The sequence below is a fragment of the Gammaproteobacteria bacterium genome (assembly GCA_011375345.1).
Taxonomy (GTDB): Bacteria; Pseudomonadota; Gammaproteobacteria; order DRLM01; family DRLM01; genus DRLM01.
This window is the reverse complement of record DRLM01000141.1, coordinates 1-21,421: the sequence shown is the minus strand read 5'-3', so window position 1 is coordinate 21,421 and position 21,421 is coordinate 1. Positions and strand designations below refer to the sequence as shown.

Here is a 21,421-nt window from a genome sequence, read left to right as displayed (position 1 = left end):
GTCGCTGCTCGATACGGTGCGACGACTCCAGTGTGTCTCATGAACCGCCGGATGCGGAACCGCACGTCCGGTGGTGTGAGAGGACGGCGGGGGTGACCCCGCCTCCTACTCGATCGCCCGGCACGGCCGCACTCCTGGAGGTGCAAGTCCTCCCGTAAGCTGGTGACAGCGAACGAAGCCATGACCTCAACTTATCGGACCGCCCGGCGCTAACCCGCATGCCGGGTGGTGTGGAAGGGGCCCGGTCAGGTTCCCCGGCCGCCCCTATCCCGATTTACGCGCCACGCCTGATATGCACGCCGTGACTGGGGGTGCGCCCCGGGCTGGGGGCTGACGTGGGGGTGGATGCCCCCCTCCCGGCCCGGCAGGGGGAACGGTCAGCCCAAGGGCCAGGGTACCCGCCGCGAGGAGGGAAGCACCGATCCCCAAAGGCAAAGCACTGACCCGTCCGGGTTCAAGGCCCACACCTCAGGCGCTCTCGCCGGTCTTTGAACCCGGCTTCCCGCCCCGCCGGTACGGCTTCCGGCTGGAGAGAAGCGCCCACCAGGCGGCGCGGGCAGACCCCGCGCCCGTTCCCGGCAAAATAACTCAAATGATAATGATTGTTATTTGTGTTTTTGTTATGTAGAATACCTCCCGAACTGAACTTCCCGGGAGGATCTAACATGAAACAACTACGACAACTGTTCCCCAGTGCCTGCATCGCCACCGCTTGCGCTGCCGCCGCGCCCGGCGCACTGGCCAGCGATATCGAGGATCTGCGGGGGGAAATCGAGGAACTTCGCAGCCAGCTGGATGCTACCGTCACCCTGCTGGAAGAGCAGGGCAGCGGCACCGACCATGGCCACAGCGCCGATGCCTCCACCCTCGGCGGCTACGGTGAACTGCACTACAACAATCTGGACAGCGGCAGCGAACTCGATTTTCACCGCTTCGTGCTGTTTTTCGGCCACCGGTTTTCCGACCGCATCCGCTTTGCCAGTGAGTTGGAGCTGGAGCATGCCCTGGCGGAGGACACCGACAACGGCTCCGGTCCCGGCGCGGTGGAACTGGAGCAGGCCGTCGTCGAGTTCGACATAACGGATCAATTCCGTGTTCGCGGGGGGTTGTTCCTGGTGCCCGTGGGCATTCTCAACGAAACCCATGAACCGCCCACCTTTTATGGCGCGGAGCGCAACCCGGTGGAAAAAAACATCATCCCCACCACCTGGTGGGAGGGGGGCGCGGGCTTGGCGGGCGAGCTGGCGCCGGGTCTGGCCTATGACGTGGCTGTGACGTCCGGTCTCAAGGTGCCCACCACCGGCAGCAGCGCCTACAAAATCCGCAATGGCCGGCAGAAAGTGGCCGAAGCCAGCGCCGAAAGCCTGGCCTACACCGCCAAGCTGGCCTGGACCGGCTTGCCCGGCGTGGAACTCGCCGGCAGCGTGCAATACCAGGAAGACATCACCCAGGGTGCCAAAGACGTAAGCGCCACGCTTTACGAAGTGCACGCGGTGATCAACCAGGGTCCGTTTGGCCTGCGCGCCCTGTACGCCGCCTGGAATCTGGACGGTAACGACCCCAAAGCCAGCGGCCGCAACAAGCAAAATGGCTGGTACGTGGAACCGTCGTGGAAGCCAGCGCCCAAGGTAGGCCTGTTCGCCCGCTACAGCGCCTGGGATAATGAAGCCGGTTCCACAGCGGATACGGAGAACAAGCAAACCAATGTGGGGGTCAACTTCTGGCCCCATGAACAGGTGGTGTTGAAAGCCGACCTCCAGCACCAGGGGGGCGCCGGCGATGACGACGGCTTCAACCTGGGTGTGGGTTATTACTTCTGATGACAGCATGTCGCCAACGTGCATTTTGGGGTGCACCCGGTGTACCCCTTGCTTTGTTTGCCACGCTGATTCTGGGACTTGCGCTTGAGCTAGCCCCGGCCGCTGCCGACGTGGTGCACCTGGCCCCGGCGGCTTTCCTGGATCAGGTCTTCGACGGCCGGCCGCCCAAACCCAAGGTTCTGTGGATCACCAAAAAGCGGCGCCCCATGGTGCGCGAAATCCTGGGCCACAAGCTGGGCGCGTTGCGGGTGCGCTACTGGCCGCGGAACGGCCGCTCGGCCTGGATCCTGGAAGAGACCGGCAAGGAGCAGCCCATCACCGTGGGGCTGGTGGTGGAAAACGGCCGGCTCCTGCGCCTGAGCGTACTGATCTACCGGGAGAGCCGGGGCGACGAAGTGCGCCATCCTTTTTTCACCGATCAGTTCAAGGGCGCCCGCCTGAACGGCACCCGCCTGGACCGTTCCATTGACGGCGTCTCTGGGGCCACCCTCTCGGTGCGGGCGCTGACCCGCCTGGCTGCCCTGGCCCTGTATTTTGCCGGCGAGCTGCCATGAACCGGCGCCGGAAACACCACGGCATCCGCCTGCGTTCCGTCTTTCTGTGGCACCGCTATTTCGGTCTCACCGCCGCCGCCCTGGTGGTGGTGCTGGCCACCACCGGTCTCACCCTGAACCACAGCGAGGACTGGCGTCTCAAAGAACGGACGGTGGCCTGGGCCTGGCTGCTGGACTGGTACGGCATCCATGCCGCGGCGCCGCAAAGCTTTCGCGCCGGGACACACTGGATCAGCCAGCTGGGAGATCAGATCTATGTTGACGATCAGCCCGCCGCCACCCTGGCCGCCCCCCTGCTGGGGGCCGTGGCGGCCGATGGCGTCATTTTGGCCGCCAGCGCCGGAAGCCTGGTGCTGCTCACCGACGACGGGGAACTGATAGAACGCCTGGACACGGTGGAAACGCTGGGGGGCAGCGTAACCAGGCTGGGGAACAATACCGACCGGCGCGCCGTGGCCGGCACGTCACGGGGTAACTTCACCAGCGATGACGGCTATCTGAGCTGGCAACGCCTGGACACGGCGGGCATAAGCTGGGCCGTCCCCACCGCTCCGCCCGCGCCCTTAAGCCAGCGCCTGGCCCGGGCCCAACGCGGGGAGGGCCTGGATCTGGAACGGGTGCTGTTGGACCTCCACAGCGGCCGGATCTTCGGCCGCCATGGGGGATACGTGATGGACACTGCTGCCATATTGATGCTCGGCCTGGCTATCAGCGGCGTGTGGCACTGGGCCCGGCGCAAAAGAAAGTAATCACCCGCTGCCGGTCAACAGCACCCGGCTGGCAGCGTGGCATTCAGGTCGCCACCATCTCAAACTCGTCTTTGCTGGCGCCGCAGTCAGGACAGGTCCAAATCTCGGGCACGTCCTCCCAGCGCGTGCCCGGCGCGATGCCTTCCGCCGGCCGGCCTTCGGCCTCGCTATAAACGAAACCGCAAATCACGCACATGTATTTTCGATACGGCTGGTCCTGCCCTGTTTCTGCCACGACTCACCTCATTTCTCAGCTAAAATTCAGGGCGCGCATTGTCGCACGGGGGGCGCCGTGACAAAAGGGCAAACGGTGCTAGAATGCCCCAAGCCAACGGTATGGCGCCCAGCCCCATTCCCCCCCTTGGAGACCTCCATGAGCGAACAGCAAACCCCGGTGGTGATGGTTTTTTCCGGTGGTGACAGCACCGGCGGTGCCGGCGTGCAGGCGGATATCGAAGCCCTGCTCAGCATGGGCTGCCACCCCGCGCCGGTGGTCACCGCCATCACCGTGCAGGACACCCAGCGGGTGATGGGCTTTTCCTGCGTGGACGCCACCCTGGTGGTGGAACAGGCGCGCGCGGTGCTGGAAGACATGCCGGTGGCCGCATTCAAAGTGGGCATGCTGGGCTGCGTGGAAAACGTCGAAGCCGTGCACTCCGTTTTAATGGACTACCCTGACGTGCCCGTGGTGCTGGATCCGGTGTTGTTCGCCGGCGGTGGCGGCGCCCTGGCCGACGATGACGTTATCGAAGCCATGGTGTCGCTGCTGTTTCCCCTGACCACCGTGCTCACCCCCAACAGCCACGAAGCCCGCGCCATGGCTTCGGAAGCTGACAGCCTGGAAGCCTGCGCCCAGGAGCTGTTGGAGGCCGGGTGCGAATACGTGCTCATCACCGGCACCCACGAACGCACCCCGGACGTGGTCAACGTGCTCTACGGCAGTCACCGCCAGCTGGAAAACTACACCTGGGAGCGACTGCCCCACACCTACCACGGCTCGGGCTGCACCCTGGCCGCCAGCCTCACTGGCCTGCTCGCCCAGGGCCTGGACCCGGTCTCCGCCGTGCTGGAAGCCCAGGAATACACCTGGGAGACCCTGCTCAACGGCGCCCGCGTGGGCATGGGCCAACACCTGCCCAACCGCCTCTACTGGACCCTGGAAGAAGAGGAGGACGGCTGCTCGTGAGAGACTGGCGGCGGGGACTGTACGCCATCGCCGACACCGCCCTCATCCCGGCGGACCAACTGTCCGGCCTTGTCGCCGCCGCCCTGCAAGGGGGGGCACGGGCCATTCAATACCGCGACAAAAGTTCACCGCCAGCGCAGCGGGAAGCCCAGGCCCGCGTGCTGCTGAACCTGTGCCACAAACGCGGTGCGACCTTTATCATCAACGACGACGTGGATCTCTGCGCCCGCATCCAGGCAGACGGCGTACACCTGGGGCAGAACGACACCGCGCTGCCCCAAGCCCGCGCCCGCCTGGGTGCCGGGGCCATCATCGGCCTGTCCTGCTACAATCAGCTCCCTCGCGCCCTCATGGCGGCGGAAGCGGGAGCGGACTACGTGGCCTTCGGCCGCTTCTACCCCTCCCGCACCAAACCGGAAGCCGTGCAGGCTGATATCGACCTGCTGCGCGAAGCGCGGCGCCGGCTTGCCCTGCCCATTGCCGTTATCGGCGGCATTACGGCACAAAACGGCGCGGCACTGATCGAAGCGGGCGCTGACCTGCTGGCGGTGATCGACGGCGTGTTCGGCCAAACCGACGTACACACCGCGGCGCGCAACATCGCCGCACTGTTTGACGGCGAAGCGACGCGGCAGAACTTACCTCACCACAGAGGCACAAAGAACACGGAGGCTTGACCCCCTTCCCCGGGAAGCGTTGGGGTGAAACACTCGAAACCCGAACAGACTTCAAGCACGTCGTCCTCAGCCCGTCCCTGTGCACACCATGCCTGAGTGGTAGAAGATATTACAGCATCACAACACCCCCGATCCGGGGCGGACGTTTCATTTTCTTCAATTTAAGGAGCCACCATGACCCGTTCACACGACCTCTTCCAACGCGCACAACACCACATCCCCGGCGGCGTCAATTCACCCGTGCGTGCCTTCCGGGGCGTGGGCGGCGAACCGGTGTTTTTCAAACGTGCCGAAGGGCCGTATTTGATCGACGAAGACGACAAGCGCTACATCGACTATGTCGCCTCCTGGGGCCCCATGATTTTGGGCCATAACCACCCGGCGGTTATCAAAGCGGTGAAGGCCGCGGTGGATAACAGCCTGGGCTTCGGCGCCCCCACCGCCATTGAAATTGACATGGCCGACAAGATTTGCGAGATCATGCCCTCCATCGAAATGGTGCGCATGGTCAACTCCGGCACCGAAGCCACCATGAGCGCCATCCGCCTGGCGCGCGGCTTCACCGGGCGGGACAAAATCGTCAAATTCGAAGGCTGCTACCACGGCCACGCCGACTCGTTGCTGGTCAAAGCCGGCTCCGGCGCCCTCACCCTGGGCGTGCCTACCTCCCCCGGCGTGCCCGCCGCCCTGGCCGAGCACACCCTCACGCTGAATTTCAACGACCTGGATCAAGTGGAAGAAGTGTTTGCCCAACTGGGCGGACAGATCGCCTGCATCATCGTCGAACCCGTGGCCGGCAACATGAACTGTGTGCCCCCCGTGCCCGGCTTTCTCGAAGGTTTGCGCCGCGTGTGCGACCAATACGACAGCATGTTGATTTTCGACGAAGTCATGACCGGCTTCCGCGTGGCCCTCGGCGGCGCCCAGGCCCGCTACGGCATCAAGCCCGACCTCACCACCCTGGGCAAAGTCATCGGCGGCGGCATGCCCGTGGGCGCCTTCGGCGGCCGCAAAGACATCATGGAACACATCGCGCCCTTGGGCCCCGTCTACCAGGCTGGCACCCTGTCCGGCAACCCCGTCGCCATGGCAGCGGGGCTGGCCACCTTGAACGAAATATCCAAACCCGGGTTCTATGAGGACTTAAGCGCCCGCACCGAAAAACTGGCCAAAGGTTTCGTTACCCGCGCCCGGGCCTTCGACATCCCCATGACCGAAAACCACGTCGGTGGCATGTTCGGCCTGTTCTTCACCGAAGACAGCGAGGTACAAAACTTCGCCCAGGTCACCCAGTGCAACATTGAGCGGTTCAAACTGTTCTTCCACGGCATGCTGGAGCAAGGGGTGTATCTGGCGCCGTCGGCTTACGAGGCGGGCTTCGTATCCGGCGCCCATGGCAGCCAGGAAATCAAAGAGACCCTGGTGTCAGCAGAGCAGGTATTGTCGGGATTGTAGGAAGTGCTTTATACATAATGCCTGACGCCAAGCGTCGGAATGACTGCAAAGCTGGAACGACTTCCTCTCGCCGCAACGGGTCGGACTCATCAATAACCCGTGGGACAGCACCGCAGCCGGGCAGGGCGCACTGCCAGCCACGCCTGAGCGGAAAATAGAATCCCGCCAACGCCTGGATGCCTTCCGGGCGCCCGGAGAAAGGGGGAAAAGGGGTCTGAAAAGGGCTCTGACCCCTTTTTCTCTTTTTTAAACATGCGGCTAAAGTTTCCCTGAAAAACTGCCGAAAATGGGACCAACAGACTCAGGCACGAAATCAGATGGATCGATAAACCAGCTATGGAAACAGACACAGGGCAATCCTTTTCGTTCCCCTTCGTCGGCCCGGCCGCGCGCATCATGGGCCGCTTGGGCTACGCGCACAAGTTCATGCTGATTTTTCTCCTTTTTACGCTGCCCCTGCTGGTGGCGGGCTGGCTGTTGTTCAAGGAGATCAATGCGGACATCGGTTTTCTGGAGCAGGAACGCCGGGGAATTGAATACATCGAGGCGGTGCGGCCATTGCTCGAGCATGTGCCACAGCATCGGGGCATGAGTTTCGCGTATCTCAATGGCGATGAGAGTTTTCGCCAGAAGGTCATTGCCAAGGGCAAGCAGGTTGAGGCGGATTTCGCCGCACTGGAAGCGGTGGATCAGCGCCTCGATAGTGTCCTGGGCGCCAGCGCAAAATTTAGCGCTCTGAAGGTGGGCTGGCAGCAGCTTCGCGCGCGCAACCTGGAAATGGCGGCAACGGACAGTTTCCGCGCTCATTCGGAACTGATCGAGGGGCTCATCGATCTGGTGGCGCACGTGGCGGATACTTCCAATCTGATTCGGGACCCGGAACTGGACAGCTTCTATCTCATGGAAACGGTGGTCAACATCCTGCCGGCACTGACCAACGACATGGGACAGGCGCGGGGCCTGGGTGCCGGCGTGGCGGCCAAGGGAGGCATTTCGGTGCAACAGAATGCACGCCTGGCGGTGTTGGAAGATCGCATCACCAGTGGCACCAGCCGGCTTGAATCGGCACTGGCAGTAAGTGTGGAGCAGAATCGCGGGATCGGCGCGCGCCTTAAGGGGCTGGATCAAGACGGCGTACAAAAGGGCCACCGTTTCCTGAAACTGCTTGATACGGAAATTTTGCACAGTGACGCGATTTCCATATCCGCCGACAAGCTGTTCACTGCGGGCACTGAGGCCATTGGGGCGGGGTTCACTCTGTATGATGCAGCGCTGCCGGCACTGAGCGACTTGCTGGCATCCCGGGTGGAACAGAAACAAAACCGGGAGATTTATTTTCTGGCAGCGGCGCTGATGACGCTGCTGGTGATGCTGTTGCTGTTCGGTGGTTTCTACTTGGGTGTGGTCGACAGTATCCGGAAAATTGCCGAGGGCGCCCGCCGGCTTGCCGGGGGAGAACTGGGTACCCGGGTGGAGGTGTCGGTGCGGGACGAGATGAAAACGGTCAGTGACAGCTTCAATCAGGTGGCGGCTGCTTTTTCGGCTGTGATTACCCGTCTGGCTTCCTCGGCCGATCAGGTGGCTGCTTCTTCCGGGGAGCTGTCGGCGGTGACCGAGCAAAGCCGCAGGACCATGGATGAGCAGCGTTCTCAGACCGAACAGGTCGCCACGGCCATCAACGAAATGAACGCCACAGTGCAGGACGTGGCAAAGAATATCGCTGATACCGCCAGCGCTGCCGATGCCGCCAACATGGAAACCCGGGCCGGGCGCCAGGTGGTGGACGAGACGGTTTCGGCGATTCAGGGGCTGGCAGGAGAAATCGAAAGTGCCGCCGAGGTGATTCATACCGTGGAGTCTGACAGCGACAGCATCGGTGCCGTGCTGGACGTGATTCGCGGCATTGCCGAGCAGACCAATCTGCTGGCGCTCAATGCCGCCATCGAGGCGGCGCGTGCCGGTGAACAGGGTCGTGGTTTCGCCGTGGTGGCCGACGAGGTGCGCACCCTGGCCGGCCGGACCCAGGAATCGACCGAGGAAATCAACAGCATGATCGAACGTCTGCAGGCCGGTTCCAAGCGCGCGGTGGAAGTGATGAACGCGAGCCGCGATCTGACGCAGACGGTGGTGCAGAAGGCCGCCCGGGCCGGTGAATCCCTGCACTCGATTTCCAGCGCGGTGGAAAGCATCAGTGAAATGAGCTCCCGGATCGCCAGTGCCGCCGAAGAGCAACATGTGGTCACCGAGGAAATCAACAAAAACATCGTCACGATTACCGACATGGCTGCGGAGACCACGGAAGGCGCTTGCCAGGCATCCCGGTCCAGCGAGGAACTGGCCGATCTGGCCGCCGAACTGCAGGGGATGGTCAAGCAGTTCAAAACATAATAAAAAGGGGTTCGCCCCGAATGGCACTATTAGTAAAAGGGTCAATAAAAGGGGTAATAAAAGGGGTCAAATAAAAGGGGTCAGACCCCTTTTTTACTCTTTTTTCCTGCCCCCCCATTTTCGCGCCAAGTCCTGACGGCGCGACGCTCTGATCCGTTAAAGAACAGTCTCCCGGGATCCGAGAACGTATAAGGCGCGGTGGTCGCGAATTCTTTGAGAATCGGTCTTTTTCCGGGATGTTGGAGCGGCTCAAATCCATGTTGACGGGGTCGGTGGAGACGGTGCTCGTGCTCGCCCTGATGCTGGGTTTTGCCTGGCTGTTGCTGAAGATGCTCGATGAGTTTTTTCCCCATGGCACGGGTTTCGGGCAATTGGTTCGCGCAGAAAGCCCCACCGCTGCCGGCAGCCGGACGCGGCGGGATATAGTGGTGAGTGCTGACGGCAAGCGGGCGCGTTTGCGTGACAGCGGGCAAGTCGTTGCCGTACTCGCGGAGACCCGCAAGGGGGTGATGCTCAAGTCCGCCGGTGCTTTGGCCTGGCGCCGGGCCCGGCAGGGCGAGCTGTTGCGGGACCGCGACGCGGTGCAGACTTTTGAAGCTGCCGCCGCGGTGATTGAGTTTGACCCCGACACCCGGCTGCGTCTGGGGGAGAATTCTCTGGTGGTGATCCGCCGTCTGGAAGCCGATCCCATCTTCCGCAGGCGGCGGGCGTTTTCCATGATGGTGGAGGGCGAGTTGAGTGGTCGCATCGCCAAAGACGCGGGCGGGGATGTGCAGATCAAGGTGGCTACGGCGGGCAGCGAGGCGGCCATTACGGCGGCGACCGCCAGGGAGGATACGGAATTCAATATCCGGGTGAACCCGGACCAAAGCTCGGTCATCACCGTCACCCGGGGTGCGGCGGATATTGTCGCTGCAGGGGGCGAGCGGGTGCGGGTGGAGACCCACGAGTCCGCCACGCTCACTGCTGCGGGGAACGGCCTCGCGCGGCGCACTGCTCCGCCGCCACCCCAGCCGGAGGCGCCCCCGGACGGGCAGCGCTACGATTATCGCGAATTGCCGCCCCGGGTGACCTTCCGCTGGCGGGCGAGTGATGCAGCCGAAGGTTATCGTTTCCAGCTGGCCCGGGATGTTGATTTTCAGGACCGGGTGGTGGATGCCCGGCTGAGCCAGCCCCGGTTCGTCCATGGCAACCTCAGAGCCGGTGATTACTACTGGCGCGCCCAGGCTGTGGATGACTGGCTGGAGAGCGATTTCGGCCCGGTGCGCCGCCTGCGCCTGGTGCGCGATACCGAGCCGCCGCCCTTGAAGCTGGATTTCGCCGCGCTGGCCACGGCGCCGGACTGGCCCCTGGGCGGCCGCACCGAACCCGGTGCGGAGGTGCGCGTGGCCGGGGTGGCGGTGACGGTGGCGGCGGACGGCCGCTTTCAGTCCACTCTCAGCTTGCAGGCCGGCATGAACACGGTGGTGGTGGAGGCCGTGGACCGGGCCGGCAATGTGAGTTTCCGCACGGCGCGCATCAAGGGTGTGTTCCCATGAGCGCGGCGCCGCGTGCCGCACAGGCCCGGGTCCGCCTGCCGCTGCGCCTCAAGATCGTGTTGATCACTCTGCTCCTGATTGCCGGGGTGGTGGGGGCCATCACCTTCACCATGGCCAATTTGTTCCATAGCGACAAAAAGGCATACATCCACGATCTCACCGCCATCATGGCCCTCAATGCCGCGGAGGAAGCCAATGCCTTGCTGCAGGGTTACCAGGAGCGGGTGCAGGTGTTCGGGCGGTTGATGTATGACCCCGCCTTGCCCAAACGGGAAAAAGCAGCCCTGTTGAACGGCCTGTTCGAGGATTTCGGCGAATTCGTCGCCATTACGCTCTATGAGAACGGGGTGGAGCAGGCGACCATTTATGACCAGCGGGCTCTGGCCGACGTCGCCGTGGCGCCTGCCGCCCTGGACGCGGTGCGATTGCGGCTGTACCCGCTGGAGGCTGGCGCTGCGACCGGCGTGTTCAACGCCGGTCTTGGTGAGGCGCTGCCGGCGCTGTTGCTCACCAGCCCTGTCATCTTGCCCAATGTGGCCGCGCCGGTGAGCGTGGCCGCTTTTATCCGCCTCGATGCTTTGCAGCGCATTGCCGGGCGTTCCGGCGTATTCCGGATCTTTCTGCTGGACAGTGCCGGCAAGGTGCTCATTGACCGTGACCCCGCCCATGTCTTGCAGCTGAAGTCGCCGGACTGGCTGCCAGCGAAGCTCCAGGCGCGCTTGCGCGGGCAACGGTGGGGACAAACCGCCACCAGCACCTTGGAGTTCCGCAGTGCCGGCACGGAGATGATTGGGGCCTTCGCCAAAGTGGCCACGGCGGGGCTGATGCTGGGGGTGCAAATCCCCAAGAGTACGGCCTATCTCACGGCGCGCGAGTTGCTGGACGACCTGGCCGGGGTGGCCGTCGGCCTGTTGTTGCTTGCCGCCTTGTTAAGCCTGCTGTGGGCGCGCCAGATCACCCGCCCCGTGGTCACGCTGGCCCGTGCCGCCCAGGAAGTCGGGCAGGGCAGGTTTGACGTGCAGGTGGAGGTGCGGAGCAACGATGAAATGGGTGCCCTGGCCCGCTCCTTCAATCGCATGACCTCGGAGTTGCAGGCGCGTGAGGCCGCCCTGAAAAAGGCGCAGGCCGCTTTGATCCAGTCGGAAAAAATGTCCGCCTTTGGCCAGCTTAGCGCCGGCATTGCCCATGAAGTGAAAAACCCCCTGGCAGGCATTCTCGGCTACGCCCAACTGGCCTTGCGCAAAATAGATGAGGACAGCCCGGCCAAGCGCCATCTGGCCCTGATTGAGAAAGAAACCAAGCGCTGCAAGGTCATCATTGAAAACCTGATGAAATTCGCCCGGCGGGAGAAAGCGGTCAAGGCACGCATCGACGTTAACGCCGTGGTGGAGGCGGCCTGCGACATCGTCGCCCATCAGCTGGGCCTCAACCGTGTCAGGCTGGAACAACACCTGGCGGAGAAACTGCCGCCCATCATGGCCGACGGCAATCAGATTCAGCAGGTCCTGATGAACCTCATGATCAACGCCCAGCAGGCCATGGACGGTGAGCCGGGCACGGTCACGGTCAGCACTGCCCCGCTGGGCGATGACCGCATCGTCATCACCGTGCAGGACGACGGGCCGGGTATGCCCGAGGATATCCAGGCCCAGATTTTCGAGCCTTTCTTCACCACCAAACAGGTGGGTCAGGGCACTGGCCTGGGGCTGTCGGTGAGTTACGGCATCGTGCGCGATCACGAGGGGGATATCAAAGTGACCAGCCGGCCCGGCCAGGGCGCCACCTTCACGCTGATCCTGCCCCGGGCCTGAGGCCCGCGGGGCAGCGCCAGGATTAAAGCCATACCGGTTGCGGACGACCATATCACTACAATGGGTCCAGGACGGGCCAGGCTGCGGCCGTGGAGACCACAGGGGAATGAAAGAACGCATGCGAATCTTGGTGGTGGACGATGAGGAAAGCCTGCGCGAGGTGCTGTCCGAAGTGCTCACCGACGACGGCTACCCCGTCACCACGGCTGCCACCGCCGAAGAGGCCCTGGCCGCCTTCGGGGCCGATCCTTATCCGGTGGTGATTTCCGACATCCGCATGCCGGGCATGGACGGCATCACCCTGCTTGAGCGCATCAAGGCCATGCAGGAGGAAACCCAGGTGATCATCATCACCAGCCACGCTTCTTTGGATTCCGCGGTCACGGCCCTGCGGGCCGGTGCTTATGACTACCTCATCAAGCCCTTCGAAGATCTCAATCTCATCTCCGCCGTGGTGGCGCGGGCGGCGGACAAAGTGCGCCTGGTGGTGGAAAACCGGGTGCTGGTGGAAAAACTCAAGCGCTACAACCAGGAGCTGGAAGCCGTCAACCAGGTGCTCCGGGAACTGGCCATCCGGGACGGTCTCACGGGCTTGTACAATCACCGTTACTTCCAGGAGCGGCTGGCGGTGGAAGTGGCCCGTTCCCACCGCGGCGGACATCAATTTTCCCTGGTGTTTCTCGATGTGGACTATTTCAAAACCTACAACGACACTCACGGCCATCCCACCGGGGATGAGCTGCTGCGGGGGGTGAGCGAGATGTTGCAGCGGTGGCTGCGCAAATCCGATCTCGCCGCCCGCTACGGCGGGGAGGAGTTTGTCATCCTGCTGCCGGAAACCGACAAGGCCGGCGCCCGGGAACTGGCGGAGCGCATCCGCAGAGAAATCGCCGAACACCCCTTCGCCGGCCGCGAAAGCCAACCCTCGGGCCGCGTCACCGTGAGCATGGGCGTGGCCAGCTATCCCGAGGACGGGCGCGACGCCCGGGAAATCCTCAAGCGGGCCGACGAAGTCTTGTATCAGGCCAAGCACGGCGGCCGCGACCGGGTGTGCGCCTGAGCGCAGCCCGGGGCTGCCATTTTTCCATCGTCTTCCCCCTTACCTGTATGTTCCCCTCGCCGTGCCCGAAGGGCGAAAGCCAGCCCCTCACGGCCGGTAAATCTGAGAGATTTCGGGCCGATAACAAAAAAAGAACGAACAAGGCCCGATTTTGCCCGGCGACATAGCCCAGCCCCGGCCCGGAAGAGCAGTGAAAACAGTAGGAAACATCAGCAAAATCAGAACACCCGGACTGCTGTGTCTGGCCTTGTCCGGCGGCTGGCCGGGCGCTGCCGGGCCGGTTTGGGCCGCCACGCTGAGCAGCGACAATCTCGCCGGCGGTGCCACCGAGCTGGCCGCTTCCGGCGCGGTCACGGTGAGCGGCGCCGTGCTGGGCCTGACCAAGCAGGTTTACGACACCGCCGGCACCTGCCTGGCCGGCAGCCCGGCCGATGCTGCATGTGGTGGCGGGGTCAGTGCGGTCAGCGTCAATGCCGGAACCCGGCTCAAATTTCTCATTTTCGTGAAAAACACCAGTGATCTGACCTTGTCCGACGTTCGCTTCCAGGACGTGCTGGATGAATCCGCCACCGGTTTCAGCTACATCACCGGCTCGATGCGGGTGGACGGCAGCCAGGCCGATAGCGCCACCGCTGCGGCCTTGTTCGCCGCGGCCGACGGCGGCAGCGCCCAGAGCGACGCCCTGGGCGGGCCGGACGATTTCGCCTCCAAAGTGGGCGCCACCATCACCGTGGGCGCCGTCAGTGGCCAGGCCAACCAGACCGTGAGCCTGCCGCCCCACAGCAGCTACGCGCTGCTGTTCGAAGCAGACAAAAAATAAACCTCCCCGCCGTGGCCCGGCAGCGGGCCGGCAGGGCGGGGTGGCCATCGCGGCGCCGGGCGCCGGGAGCAGGGTGGTCCGTACCGGGGTGTTGGGCCGGACGGAAGATTGGCAAGACGCGCGCGCGGGACAACGCTTAACTCGGCCGGGCTGGCGCTGCTGGTGACAGCCTGGTCCGCGCTGGCGCTCGCCGCCGGCTCGGCCAGCAATGAGGCCACCGATCCCGGCGGCGGCGCGCTGACCTTGCAGGCCTCCGGTGCCCTGACCGTCACCGCCATCCCTCCCGCGGTGAGCGCCGCCAGCGCGGCAATCGCCCCCCTCGCCGTGGCCGCTGCTGCCAGCACTGCCTTCACCTACGACGTGCTGCCCACCCTGGGCGCCGGTGACAGCGGCATCGACCGCCTCACCCTCACTGCTCCGGCGGGCTACAGCGCCCTCAGTGTGACCGGGGTGCAAGTGGGGGGTGCGGCCCTGGCGGCCAACTGCCCCAGCCCGGGTGCCGGCGAGTACTGCGCCACGGTGGCCGGTCAGACCCTGACGGTGGCCCTGGGCAGCAAAGTGACGACAGACGCCACCGCCTTGCAACTGGCTTTTACCGCCATCCCCCCCGCCACCCTGGCCAGTGCCGCCTTCAGCGGCACGGTGGCCGACAGCGCCACCAGCTACCCGGCCCAGGCGGTGGCGGCGGGCAGCGCCGACGGGCTCACTGTCGCCGTACTGCCCAGCGTGGCTTTCGCCGCCGCCAGCAGTGCCGGGGACGAGGGCCTGACCCCGGCCCAGATCGCTGTCACCCTGACGCCGGCCAGCAGCCAGAGCGTCACCGTGGACTACGCCCTGGACGCTGCCGGCACCGCTACCGGCGGCGGGGAGGATTACACCCTGGCGGCGGGCACCCTGAGCTTCGCCCCCGGCGAGACCAGCGCCAGCATCGCTCTTGCCGTGGTGGACGATGCGGCCCTGGAGGGCGACGAGACCGTGGTGCTGGTGTTGAGCAATCCCGGCAATGCTGTGCTGGGGGCCACCGGCCAGCATGTCTACACCATCCAGGACAACGACAACCCCAATGCCGTCACGGCGCTCAGCGCCGAGATCGACCCTACAGAAGTGGTGGCGGGGCAAGGCGCCCAGCCCTTCGCCATGGATCTCTTGCCCCAGATCGGCCCCGCCGACAGCGGCTTCGACCGCATTACTCTCACCGCCCCGGCGGGCTACGGCGCTCTGGCGGCCACGGCCCTCCGCGCCGCCGGCACGCCGCTGGCGGCCAACTGCCCCAGTCCCGGCGCCGGTGAATACTGCGCCACCGCCAGCGGTGCGGAGCTGAACCTGGTGCTGGGCAGCCGCCACACCGCCTCCGCCAATGTGCACCTGGCCTTCACCGCCGCCACCCCCGCCACCGCCGGCAGCGGTGATTTCGCTGTGACCGTGGACGATGCCGCCACGCCAGTGGCCGCCCAGGCCGCCAGCGCCGGGGATGCCGATGGCGATACGCTGGATGCCAACAGCCTCACCGTGGCAGTGGTCTATGCGGTGGACCCGGACGCCTCTTTGGTGGTGGCCGAACCGGACATCGTGGTGGTCGACGGGAAGGCCGCCGCCACTTTGGGCGCCACCCTCATCGATACCCAGGGCGGCCGGGTGGCGGGCAAGACCGTGCGCTTCAGCTCCGACCGGGGCACCCTGGACACCCTTACCCAGCCCGCCGCGGCCACTGACAGCAATGGCGAGGCCGCCGGCGCCATCCGCTCCACCACCCCGGGCGTGGTGAGCGTCAGCGCCGAGGACGTCACCGACGGCATCGTGCTTACCGCCCGGGCCACGGTGTACTTCACCCAGGGGCAGGTGCTCAAGATTAGCAAAACCGCCAACAAGAACGAGGTGACAGTGGGCGAGGTGGTGACCTACCGGGTGGACATCAAAAACACCACCGGAGAAGACGTGGTGCAGGTGCGGTTGCTGGACCGGTTGCCTCCCAACTTCAAATACCTGGCCGGCTCGGCCCGGCTGAACGGCGCGCCCCTGGCCGACCCCGAGGGGGTGCAGCGGCGCAGCTTCGCCATCGGTACCGTCCCCGCTCTGGTGGACACCAACGGCAACGGCGAGGCCGATCCCGGTGAGGCCGGTTACGTCAGCCTCACGTACCAGCTGGTGGTGGGCGCGGGCGCCACGCCCCGGGACTACCTCAACCAGGCGGTGGCGGTGGACGTGTGCGAAGGCTGCGAAATTTCCAACAGCGCCGACGCCAAGGTGACGGTGGCGCTGGATCCCCTGTTCGATCTGGGCACTATTCTCGGCAAGGTCTACCTGGACCGCAACCGCAACCGCCGGCAGGACCCCGGCGAGCCCGGCGTGGCCGGCGCCATGGTGGTGCTGGACGAAGGCACCTACGTCCTCACCGACGAGCACGGCCGCTATCACTTCCCGGCGGTCAGGCCGGGCCAGCGGCTGCTCAAGATCAATGCCCGGGCCCTGGCGCCCGGAGCGGAAATCACCAGCGGCGAGACGGTGGTGGTGTCGGTCACGCCGGGGCTGCTGGCCAAGGCCAATTTCGGGGTGATATACGAGCACGATGAGCTGCGGGCCGGGGGCCGTCCGGCCCGCTACGGCCTGGCCGCCGAGGCGGCCGGCACGGAGAAGCCGGTGAGTGTGTTCGGCAGCACCGAGACCTACACCCTGCTGGTCAACGGCTTCGCTGTGGACCTGCCCGCCGGAGCCATCCGGATGCAGAGCGAATCCCTGGATCCGGTGGTCCACATCGACAGCGACGGGCTCAAAGCGCCGGTGCGCTTCGCCACCCGCTGGCACGGCAGCGGGGTGGAAGTGGCGCGCTGGCGGCTCAATATCTACTCTCCCGATGAGGTGCTGATCCGGGCGCTGGCAGGAGAAGGCGTGCCGCCGCCGGTGATCCAGTGGGACGGCCGCGACCGCCGCGGCGGCCTGGTGATCGGCGGCTGGGTGTACCAGTACCAGCTGGTGCTGGAGCTGGCCGACGGCAGCCGCGTCTACAGCGCCCGGCGGCTGTTGGGGGTGAACCGCAGCTCGGCCATTGCCTTGAATCTCACCGGCGATGCCTTCGACTTCGGCTCCGCCCGGCTCAGCGAAGGCGCCAAGGCCGCCTTGCGCCAGACGGCGGAACTCATGCAGCGCTATCCCCGGGAACAGGTGGTGGTGGAAGGCCATGCCGACCGGCTGGGCGGCCGGCAGGCCAATCTGCGCATCTCCGAGCAGCGGGCCCGGATGGCGGCCGCTTATCTTACTGAGGTGCTGGGGGTGCCCAGGGCTCGGGTCATCGTACGCTGGTTCGGCCCCGACCGGCCGGTGGCCAGCAACAGCACCGAGGAGGGCCGGGCGCTGAACCGGCGGGTGGAGATCAGGGGCTCGGTGGGCAAGGTGGACCGGGCCCAGCTATTGGACCATTACCGCACCGGGCCGGCGGTGCAACTGGACGGCGCGGCGGTGGCGGTGGAGCGCTCCGGGCTGTTCAACGCCGAGTTGCCGCCGGGGAAGAAGCGTCTGCATCTGGCCATGACCGGGGTGCAGGGCCGGGGGGTGGAGACCACGCTGCCGGTACCGGCCCTGGAACTGGACCTGCGCCCGGTGCATCTGCCCCTGGGGGCCAGGGACAATGAATTCGGCTATTTCGCCCTGAACAGCGCCGCCCTGGCCGCGGCGGCCCCCGATCAGGTGGTCATGGGCTACCGTCTGCACGGCCGCACCGATCCCGGCAACGGGGTGTATCTGGACGATGTGCCCGTGGCGGTGGCGGACGACGGCCGTTTCAGTCTGGATCTGAAGCTGCGCCGGGGGGGCAATCTCTTCACCCTGATGGTGCGCGGCGCCCACGGCTATACCCGCTTTATTGATCTGCGGGTGGTGGTGCGGGAGCGGGACGATGAGGGCGGGCTGCTGCTCATGACCACCCCGCGTCCCCTGCTGGAGGTGAAACTGCCACCGGAAGGCGTGCCGTTGACCACGCCGCTGCTGGTGTTGAGCGGGGCCACCGATCCCGGCGGCAAAGTGGACATCAACGGCCAGCCGGTGGCGGTGCAGGGCGACGGCCGTTTCACCCATACCGTGTCCCTGCAAAAAGGCAGGAATCACCTCATGATCGAGGCCGTGGACGGTGACGGCTACCGCTCCCGCATCGAACGCGAGGTGGAGGTGAAGGACACCCAGTTGTTTCTGCTGGCCTTCGCCGATGGCAAGTTCGGCCAGCTCAAGGGCAAGGGCTACCTGGCCGGCGCCGGCATGGAGCGCGCCTCGGAGTTTTACGCTGAGGGGCGGCTGGCCTACTACCTCAAGGGGGTGATCGCCGGCAAATATCTCATCACCTCGGCTCTGGACACCGGCAGCGGTGAACCGGGCCGGTTGTTCCAGGATCTGGACAGCACCGGGCAAGACCGGCTGCTCACCAACTTGGATCCGGACAAGCTCTATCCTGTCTATGGCGATGCCTCCACCCTGGTCTACGATACCGAATCCCAGGGCAAGTTTTACCTCGCTGTGGAAAGCGAGGAGATCAACGCCCTGGTGGGCAATTTCGCCCTGTCCCTGGCAGACACCGAGCTGGCTGCCTACCGCCGCACGGTGTATGGCGCCCGCCTGCACTACCGCAGCCTGGCCCGTGCCGCCGACGGCAGGGCCGACACGGAAGTGCTGGTGTTCGGCGCCGAGGCGCGCCAGGCGCCGGTGCGGGACGAATTGCGCGCCACCGGCGGTTCCCTCTACTACCTCAGCCACCGGGATGTGATCGAAGGCAGTGAACAAATCAGCATCGTGGTGCGGGACAAAAACACCGGCCTGCCCCGCTCCCGCCGCAGCCTCCGGCGCAACGAGGATTATGAGATCAAATACGCCGAGGGGCGGCTGTTGTTCAGCGGGCCGGTGGCCAGCGTGGAGACCGATGATCAGCTGGTGGACGAGGACCTGCTGGGGGGCAATCCGGTATACATCGAGGTGGACTACGAGACCCGGGTGGACTTTTTCGAGAAAAGCGCCTACGGCGCCCGGGCCCGCAAGGCCCTGGGGGAGCACGTCACCCTGGGTGCCACCGCGGTGCAGGACGAACTGGCGGCAGGGGAATACCAGCTGCAGGGGGTGGACGGCGAGCTGCGTCTGGGCCCGGGCACCCGCGTTACAGCGGAAGTGGCCCAAAGCCGGGGCACCGCGGGCGAGGTGTTTGTCAGCGAGGACGGCGGCCTCAGTTTCACCCAGCGGCCGGCAGCGGCGGAAGACAGCGGCCGGGCCTGGAAGCTGGGCCTGGAGGCGGATGCCGGGCGCTGGTTCGGTCAGCCCGGCCGGCTGCGCCTGGGTGGCTACATCAAGCGGCTGGAGGAGGGTTTCAGCGCCAGCGGCAGCAGCCCTGAGGCGGCCACGGAAAAAAGCGGCGTGCACGCCCGCCTGAAAATGACCGGGACGGACACCCTGCGCGCCCGCCATGACCGCAGCGAGCGCCTGGCCGCCACCGAGAGCGGCAGTGAAACCAGCTCCACCGTGCAATGGGAACACCGGGGCGGGCGCTGGCGTGCCACGGGCGAAGTCCAGTCCCGCAGCAGCACCAGCGGTCCCGGGCGCACCACCGCCGCCGCCGGGCTGGAGCGCCAGTTCAGCGAGCGCCTCAGCGCCTCATTGGAACACCAGGCCACCCTCAACGGCCCGGACAACGACCAAAGCACCGTGGGCGCCCGCTACCGCCTGTCCGAGCGCTGGCGGCTGGGCGCCAAGGCCACCCGGGGCAGCCGCGGCGCGGGGGGGGAACTGGGTGTGGCCTTCGACGCCGACGGCAGCCGGTTCTATCTGACCGAACGCCTGCTGCAGGACCGCCAGGGACGCGACAGCCTCACCACCATCGCCGGTGGCGCCACCCCCATCAACCGGCGCGGCAAGGTCTACAGCGAATACCAGTGGGAGCAGGCCGCCGACGGCGACCGTTCCACCTCGTTGCTGGGGGCGGACCAAAGCTGGCGGTTGGCGGAAGGGCTGCGCTTCCAGCTCGGCGCCGAGCTGGGCAGCCGCGGCGGCCCGGCCGGGGACAGCAAGCACTACAGCCTCGCCGGCCGGCTGAGCTATGCCGCGCCCCGGGGCCTCAAGGCACGCAGCCACAACGAACTGCGGCGGGAATGGGGGGCGCAGTCGCACAAGCAGTTTCTCACCAGCAACCACCTGGAGATCAAACTCAACCCCGACTACACGGTGCTGGTGAAGCTGCGCTACAGCCTCACCCGTGACCTGCGAAGCGGCGCCACGGCGGCGGAATTCAACGAGCACAGCATCGGCCTGGCCTACCGCCCCGTGGCCCACGACCGCTTCAACGCCCTGGCCCGCTACACCCGCTTGTCGGACCAGCGGCCGCAGAACCTGGAAGGTGTGGAGGCCCAGACCGTGCGCATGGACGTGGCCTCCCTGGAATGGTCCTGGCAGCTCACGCCGCGCCTGGAATGGGTGGACAAGCTGGCGGGGCGGATCCGGGAAGAAGCGTCGGCCGCCTATCCTGCCATCACCACCACCACCTGGTTGTCCCTCAACCGGCTCAATGTTGAGATCCGGCCCCGGATCGATCTGGGCCTGGAGTACCGCCTGTTGCGGCAACAGGAAGCGAAGGATCAGCGCCAGGGCTGGCTCACTGAAGTGGCCTGGAAAGCCATGGACCATCTGCGCCTGGGCGGTGGTTATAACTTCACCGATTTTTCCGACAATGAATTTTCGGACAACGAGTATTCGGTGCAGGGCTGGTTCATCCGCTTGCAGGGTACTTACTGAGCCGCGCCGTCGGAGCGTGCTAAGATGGCCGCCATTTTTCGCCAGCGGGGGGAGGGTGTCATGAACAAAAGCATCACTGGGGCATTAACGGGTCTTTGGCTGCTGGCGGCGCCGCTGTGCGGCCTCGCTGCCGGTGAGGACGCCCCCAGCCTGGCGCAGCAGGTCCAGGTTCTGAGCGCGCGGGTCCAGGCCCTGGAGGCGCGCTTGCAGCGTCTGGAAGAAAAAGGGGGTGCTGCCGCTGTCCCGCCGCCGGCGACGTCCCGGGCGCCGGGGCCGTGGGAACGGCTCACCATTGGCATGAGTCCCAAGAAAGTGCGGCGCCTGCTGGGTGAGCCCGTGGCCCAAAGCAAGGGCGCGGTGGAGCATTGGTATTATTCCGACGCCAGGTTGGCCGGGCCTTACGTGACATTCACCTTCGGCCTGGTGCAAAGTTGGCAGGCGCCGCCGGACGGTGCCACTAATCACTATTAACCCGGCAATTAGGATTGTCGGGTTAATAGCGCGGCACAGGGATGTGCCGCCATTGGCGCAAGTCAATGCGAGCCCGCGAAATACCAGCCATTTCGCACAATGGCGCCCGTATTTCGCGGGCGGCAATCAAACAGGT

14 protein-coding genes are annotated in these 21,421 nt (G+C 65.4%); 13 read left to right on the top strand and 1 reads right to left on the bottom strand.

Annotated elements, in window-relative coordinates; genetic code table 11:
• Positions 1-665: 665 nt before the first annotated feature.
• The 3 genes from ENJ19_10780 to ENJ19_10770 all read left to right on the top strand — a co-directional run bounded on the left by ENJ19_10780 (position 666) and on the right by ENJ19_10770 (position 3,123).
• Entirely contained in the window at positions 666-1,820 is a 1,155-nt protein-coding gene (locus ENJ19_10780; GenBank protein HHM06210.1) for a porin, read from the top strand.
• Positions 1,821-2,026: 206 nt separating this feature from the next.
• Positions 2,027-2,374, top strand: a complete 348-nt coding sequence (locus ENJ19_10775; protein HHM06209.1) for an FMN-binding protein — start codon at positions 2,027-2,029, stop codon at positions 2,372-2,374.
• Positions 2,371-3,123: a PepSY domain-containing protein gene (locus ENJ19_10770; protein ID HHM06208.1), complete on the top strand. Its 753-nt coding sequence runs from the start codon at positions 2,371-2,373 to the stop codon at positions 3,121-3,123. The genes ENJ19_10775 and ENJ19_10770 overlap by 4 nt, the downstream gene beginning before the upstream one ends.
• 43 nt (positions 3,124-3,166) lie before the next feature.
• Here the strand turns inward: ENJ19_10770 and ENJ19_10765 are convergent, their stop codons facing one another.
• Complete coding sequence (locus tag ENJ19_10765) at positions 3,167-3,319, bottom strand: rubredoxin (GenBank protein ID HHM06207.1); 153 nt, start codon at positions 3,317-3,319, stop codon at positions 3,167-3,169.
• A gap of 177 nt (positions 3,320-3,496) precedes the next feature.
• Here ENJ19_10765 and ENJ19_10760 point away from each other — a divergent pair, with 177 nt between their 5' ends.
• From ENJ19_10760 to bamE, 10 genes are all read left to right on the top strand, one after another.
• The gene (locus ENJ19_10760; protein ID HHM06206.1) at positions 3,497-4,309 is read left to right on the top strand and encodes a hydroxymethylpyrimidine/phosphomethylpyrimidine kinase; all 813 of its coding nucleotides are present in this window, start codon (positions 3,497-3,499) and stop codon (positions 4,307-4,309) included.
• Positions 4,300-4,986: a thiamine phosphate synthase gene (locus ENJ19_10755; protein ID HHM06205.1), complete on the top strand. Its 687-nt coding sequence runs from the start codon at positions 4,300-4,302 to the stop codon at positions 4,984-4,986. Before ENJ19_10760 ends, ENJ19_10755 begins: the two co-directional genes overlap by 10 nt.
• A 174-nt stretch (positions 4,987-5,160) precedes the next feature.
• Entirely contained in the window at positions 5,161-6,441 is a 1,281-nt protein-coding gene (hemL, locus tag ENJ19_10750) for a glutamate-1-semialdehyde-2,1-aminomutase (protein ID HHM06204.1), read from the top strand.
• A 336-nt stretch (positions 6,442-6,777) separates the two neighbouring features.
• A complete protein-coding gene (locus tag ENJ19_10745) occupies positions 6,778-8,829 on the top strand; it encodes a methyl-accepting chemotaxis protein (GenBank protein HHM06203.1) in 2,052 nt (683 codons plus the stop codon).
• A gap of 257 nt (positions 8,830-9,086) precedes the next feature.
• Positions 9,087-10,367 (top strand): hypothetical protein, encoded by a 1,281-nt coding sequence (locus ENJ19_10740; protein HHM06202.1) that lies wholly within the window; start codon positions 9,087-9,089, stop codon positions 10,365-10,367.
• On the top strand, positions 10,364-12,178 hold the full coding sequence (locus ENJ19_10735) for a HAMP domain-containing protein (GenBank protein ID HHM06201.1): 1,815 nt from the start codon (positions 10,364-10,366) through the stop codon (positions 12,176-12,178). Before ENJ19_10740 ends, ENJ19_10735 begins: the two co-directional genes overlap by 4 nt.
• Before the next feature lie 118 nt (positions 12,179-12,296).
• Complete coding sequence (locus ENJ19_10730) at positions 12,297-13,238, top strand: diguanylate cyclase (protein HHM06200.1); 942 nt, start codon at positions 12,297-12,299, stop codon at positions 13,236-13,238.
• Positions 13,239-13,386: 148 nt separating this feature from the next.
• Complete coding sequence (locus tag ENJ19_10725) at positions 13,387-14,058, top strand: hypothetical protein (protein HHM06199.1); 672 nt, start codon at positions 13,387-13,389, stop codon at positions 14,056-14,058.
• Between the two features lie 108 nt (positions 14,059-14,166).
• Positions 14,167-20,814, top strand: coding sequence for a DUF11 domain-containing protein (locus ENJ19_10720; GenBank protein HHM06198.1), 6,648 nt, complete (start codon positions 14,167-14,169; stop codon positions 20,812-20,814).
• A gap of 24 nt (positions 20,815-20,838) precedes the next feature.
• On the top strand, positions 20,839-21,285 hold the full coding sequence (gene bamE, locus ENJ19_10715) for an outer membrane protein assembly factor BamE (protein ID HHM06197.1): 447 nt from the start codon (positions 20,839-20,841) through the stop codon (positions 21,283-21,285).
• Positions 21,286-21,421: the final 136 nt, after the last annotated feature.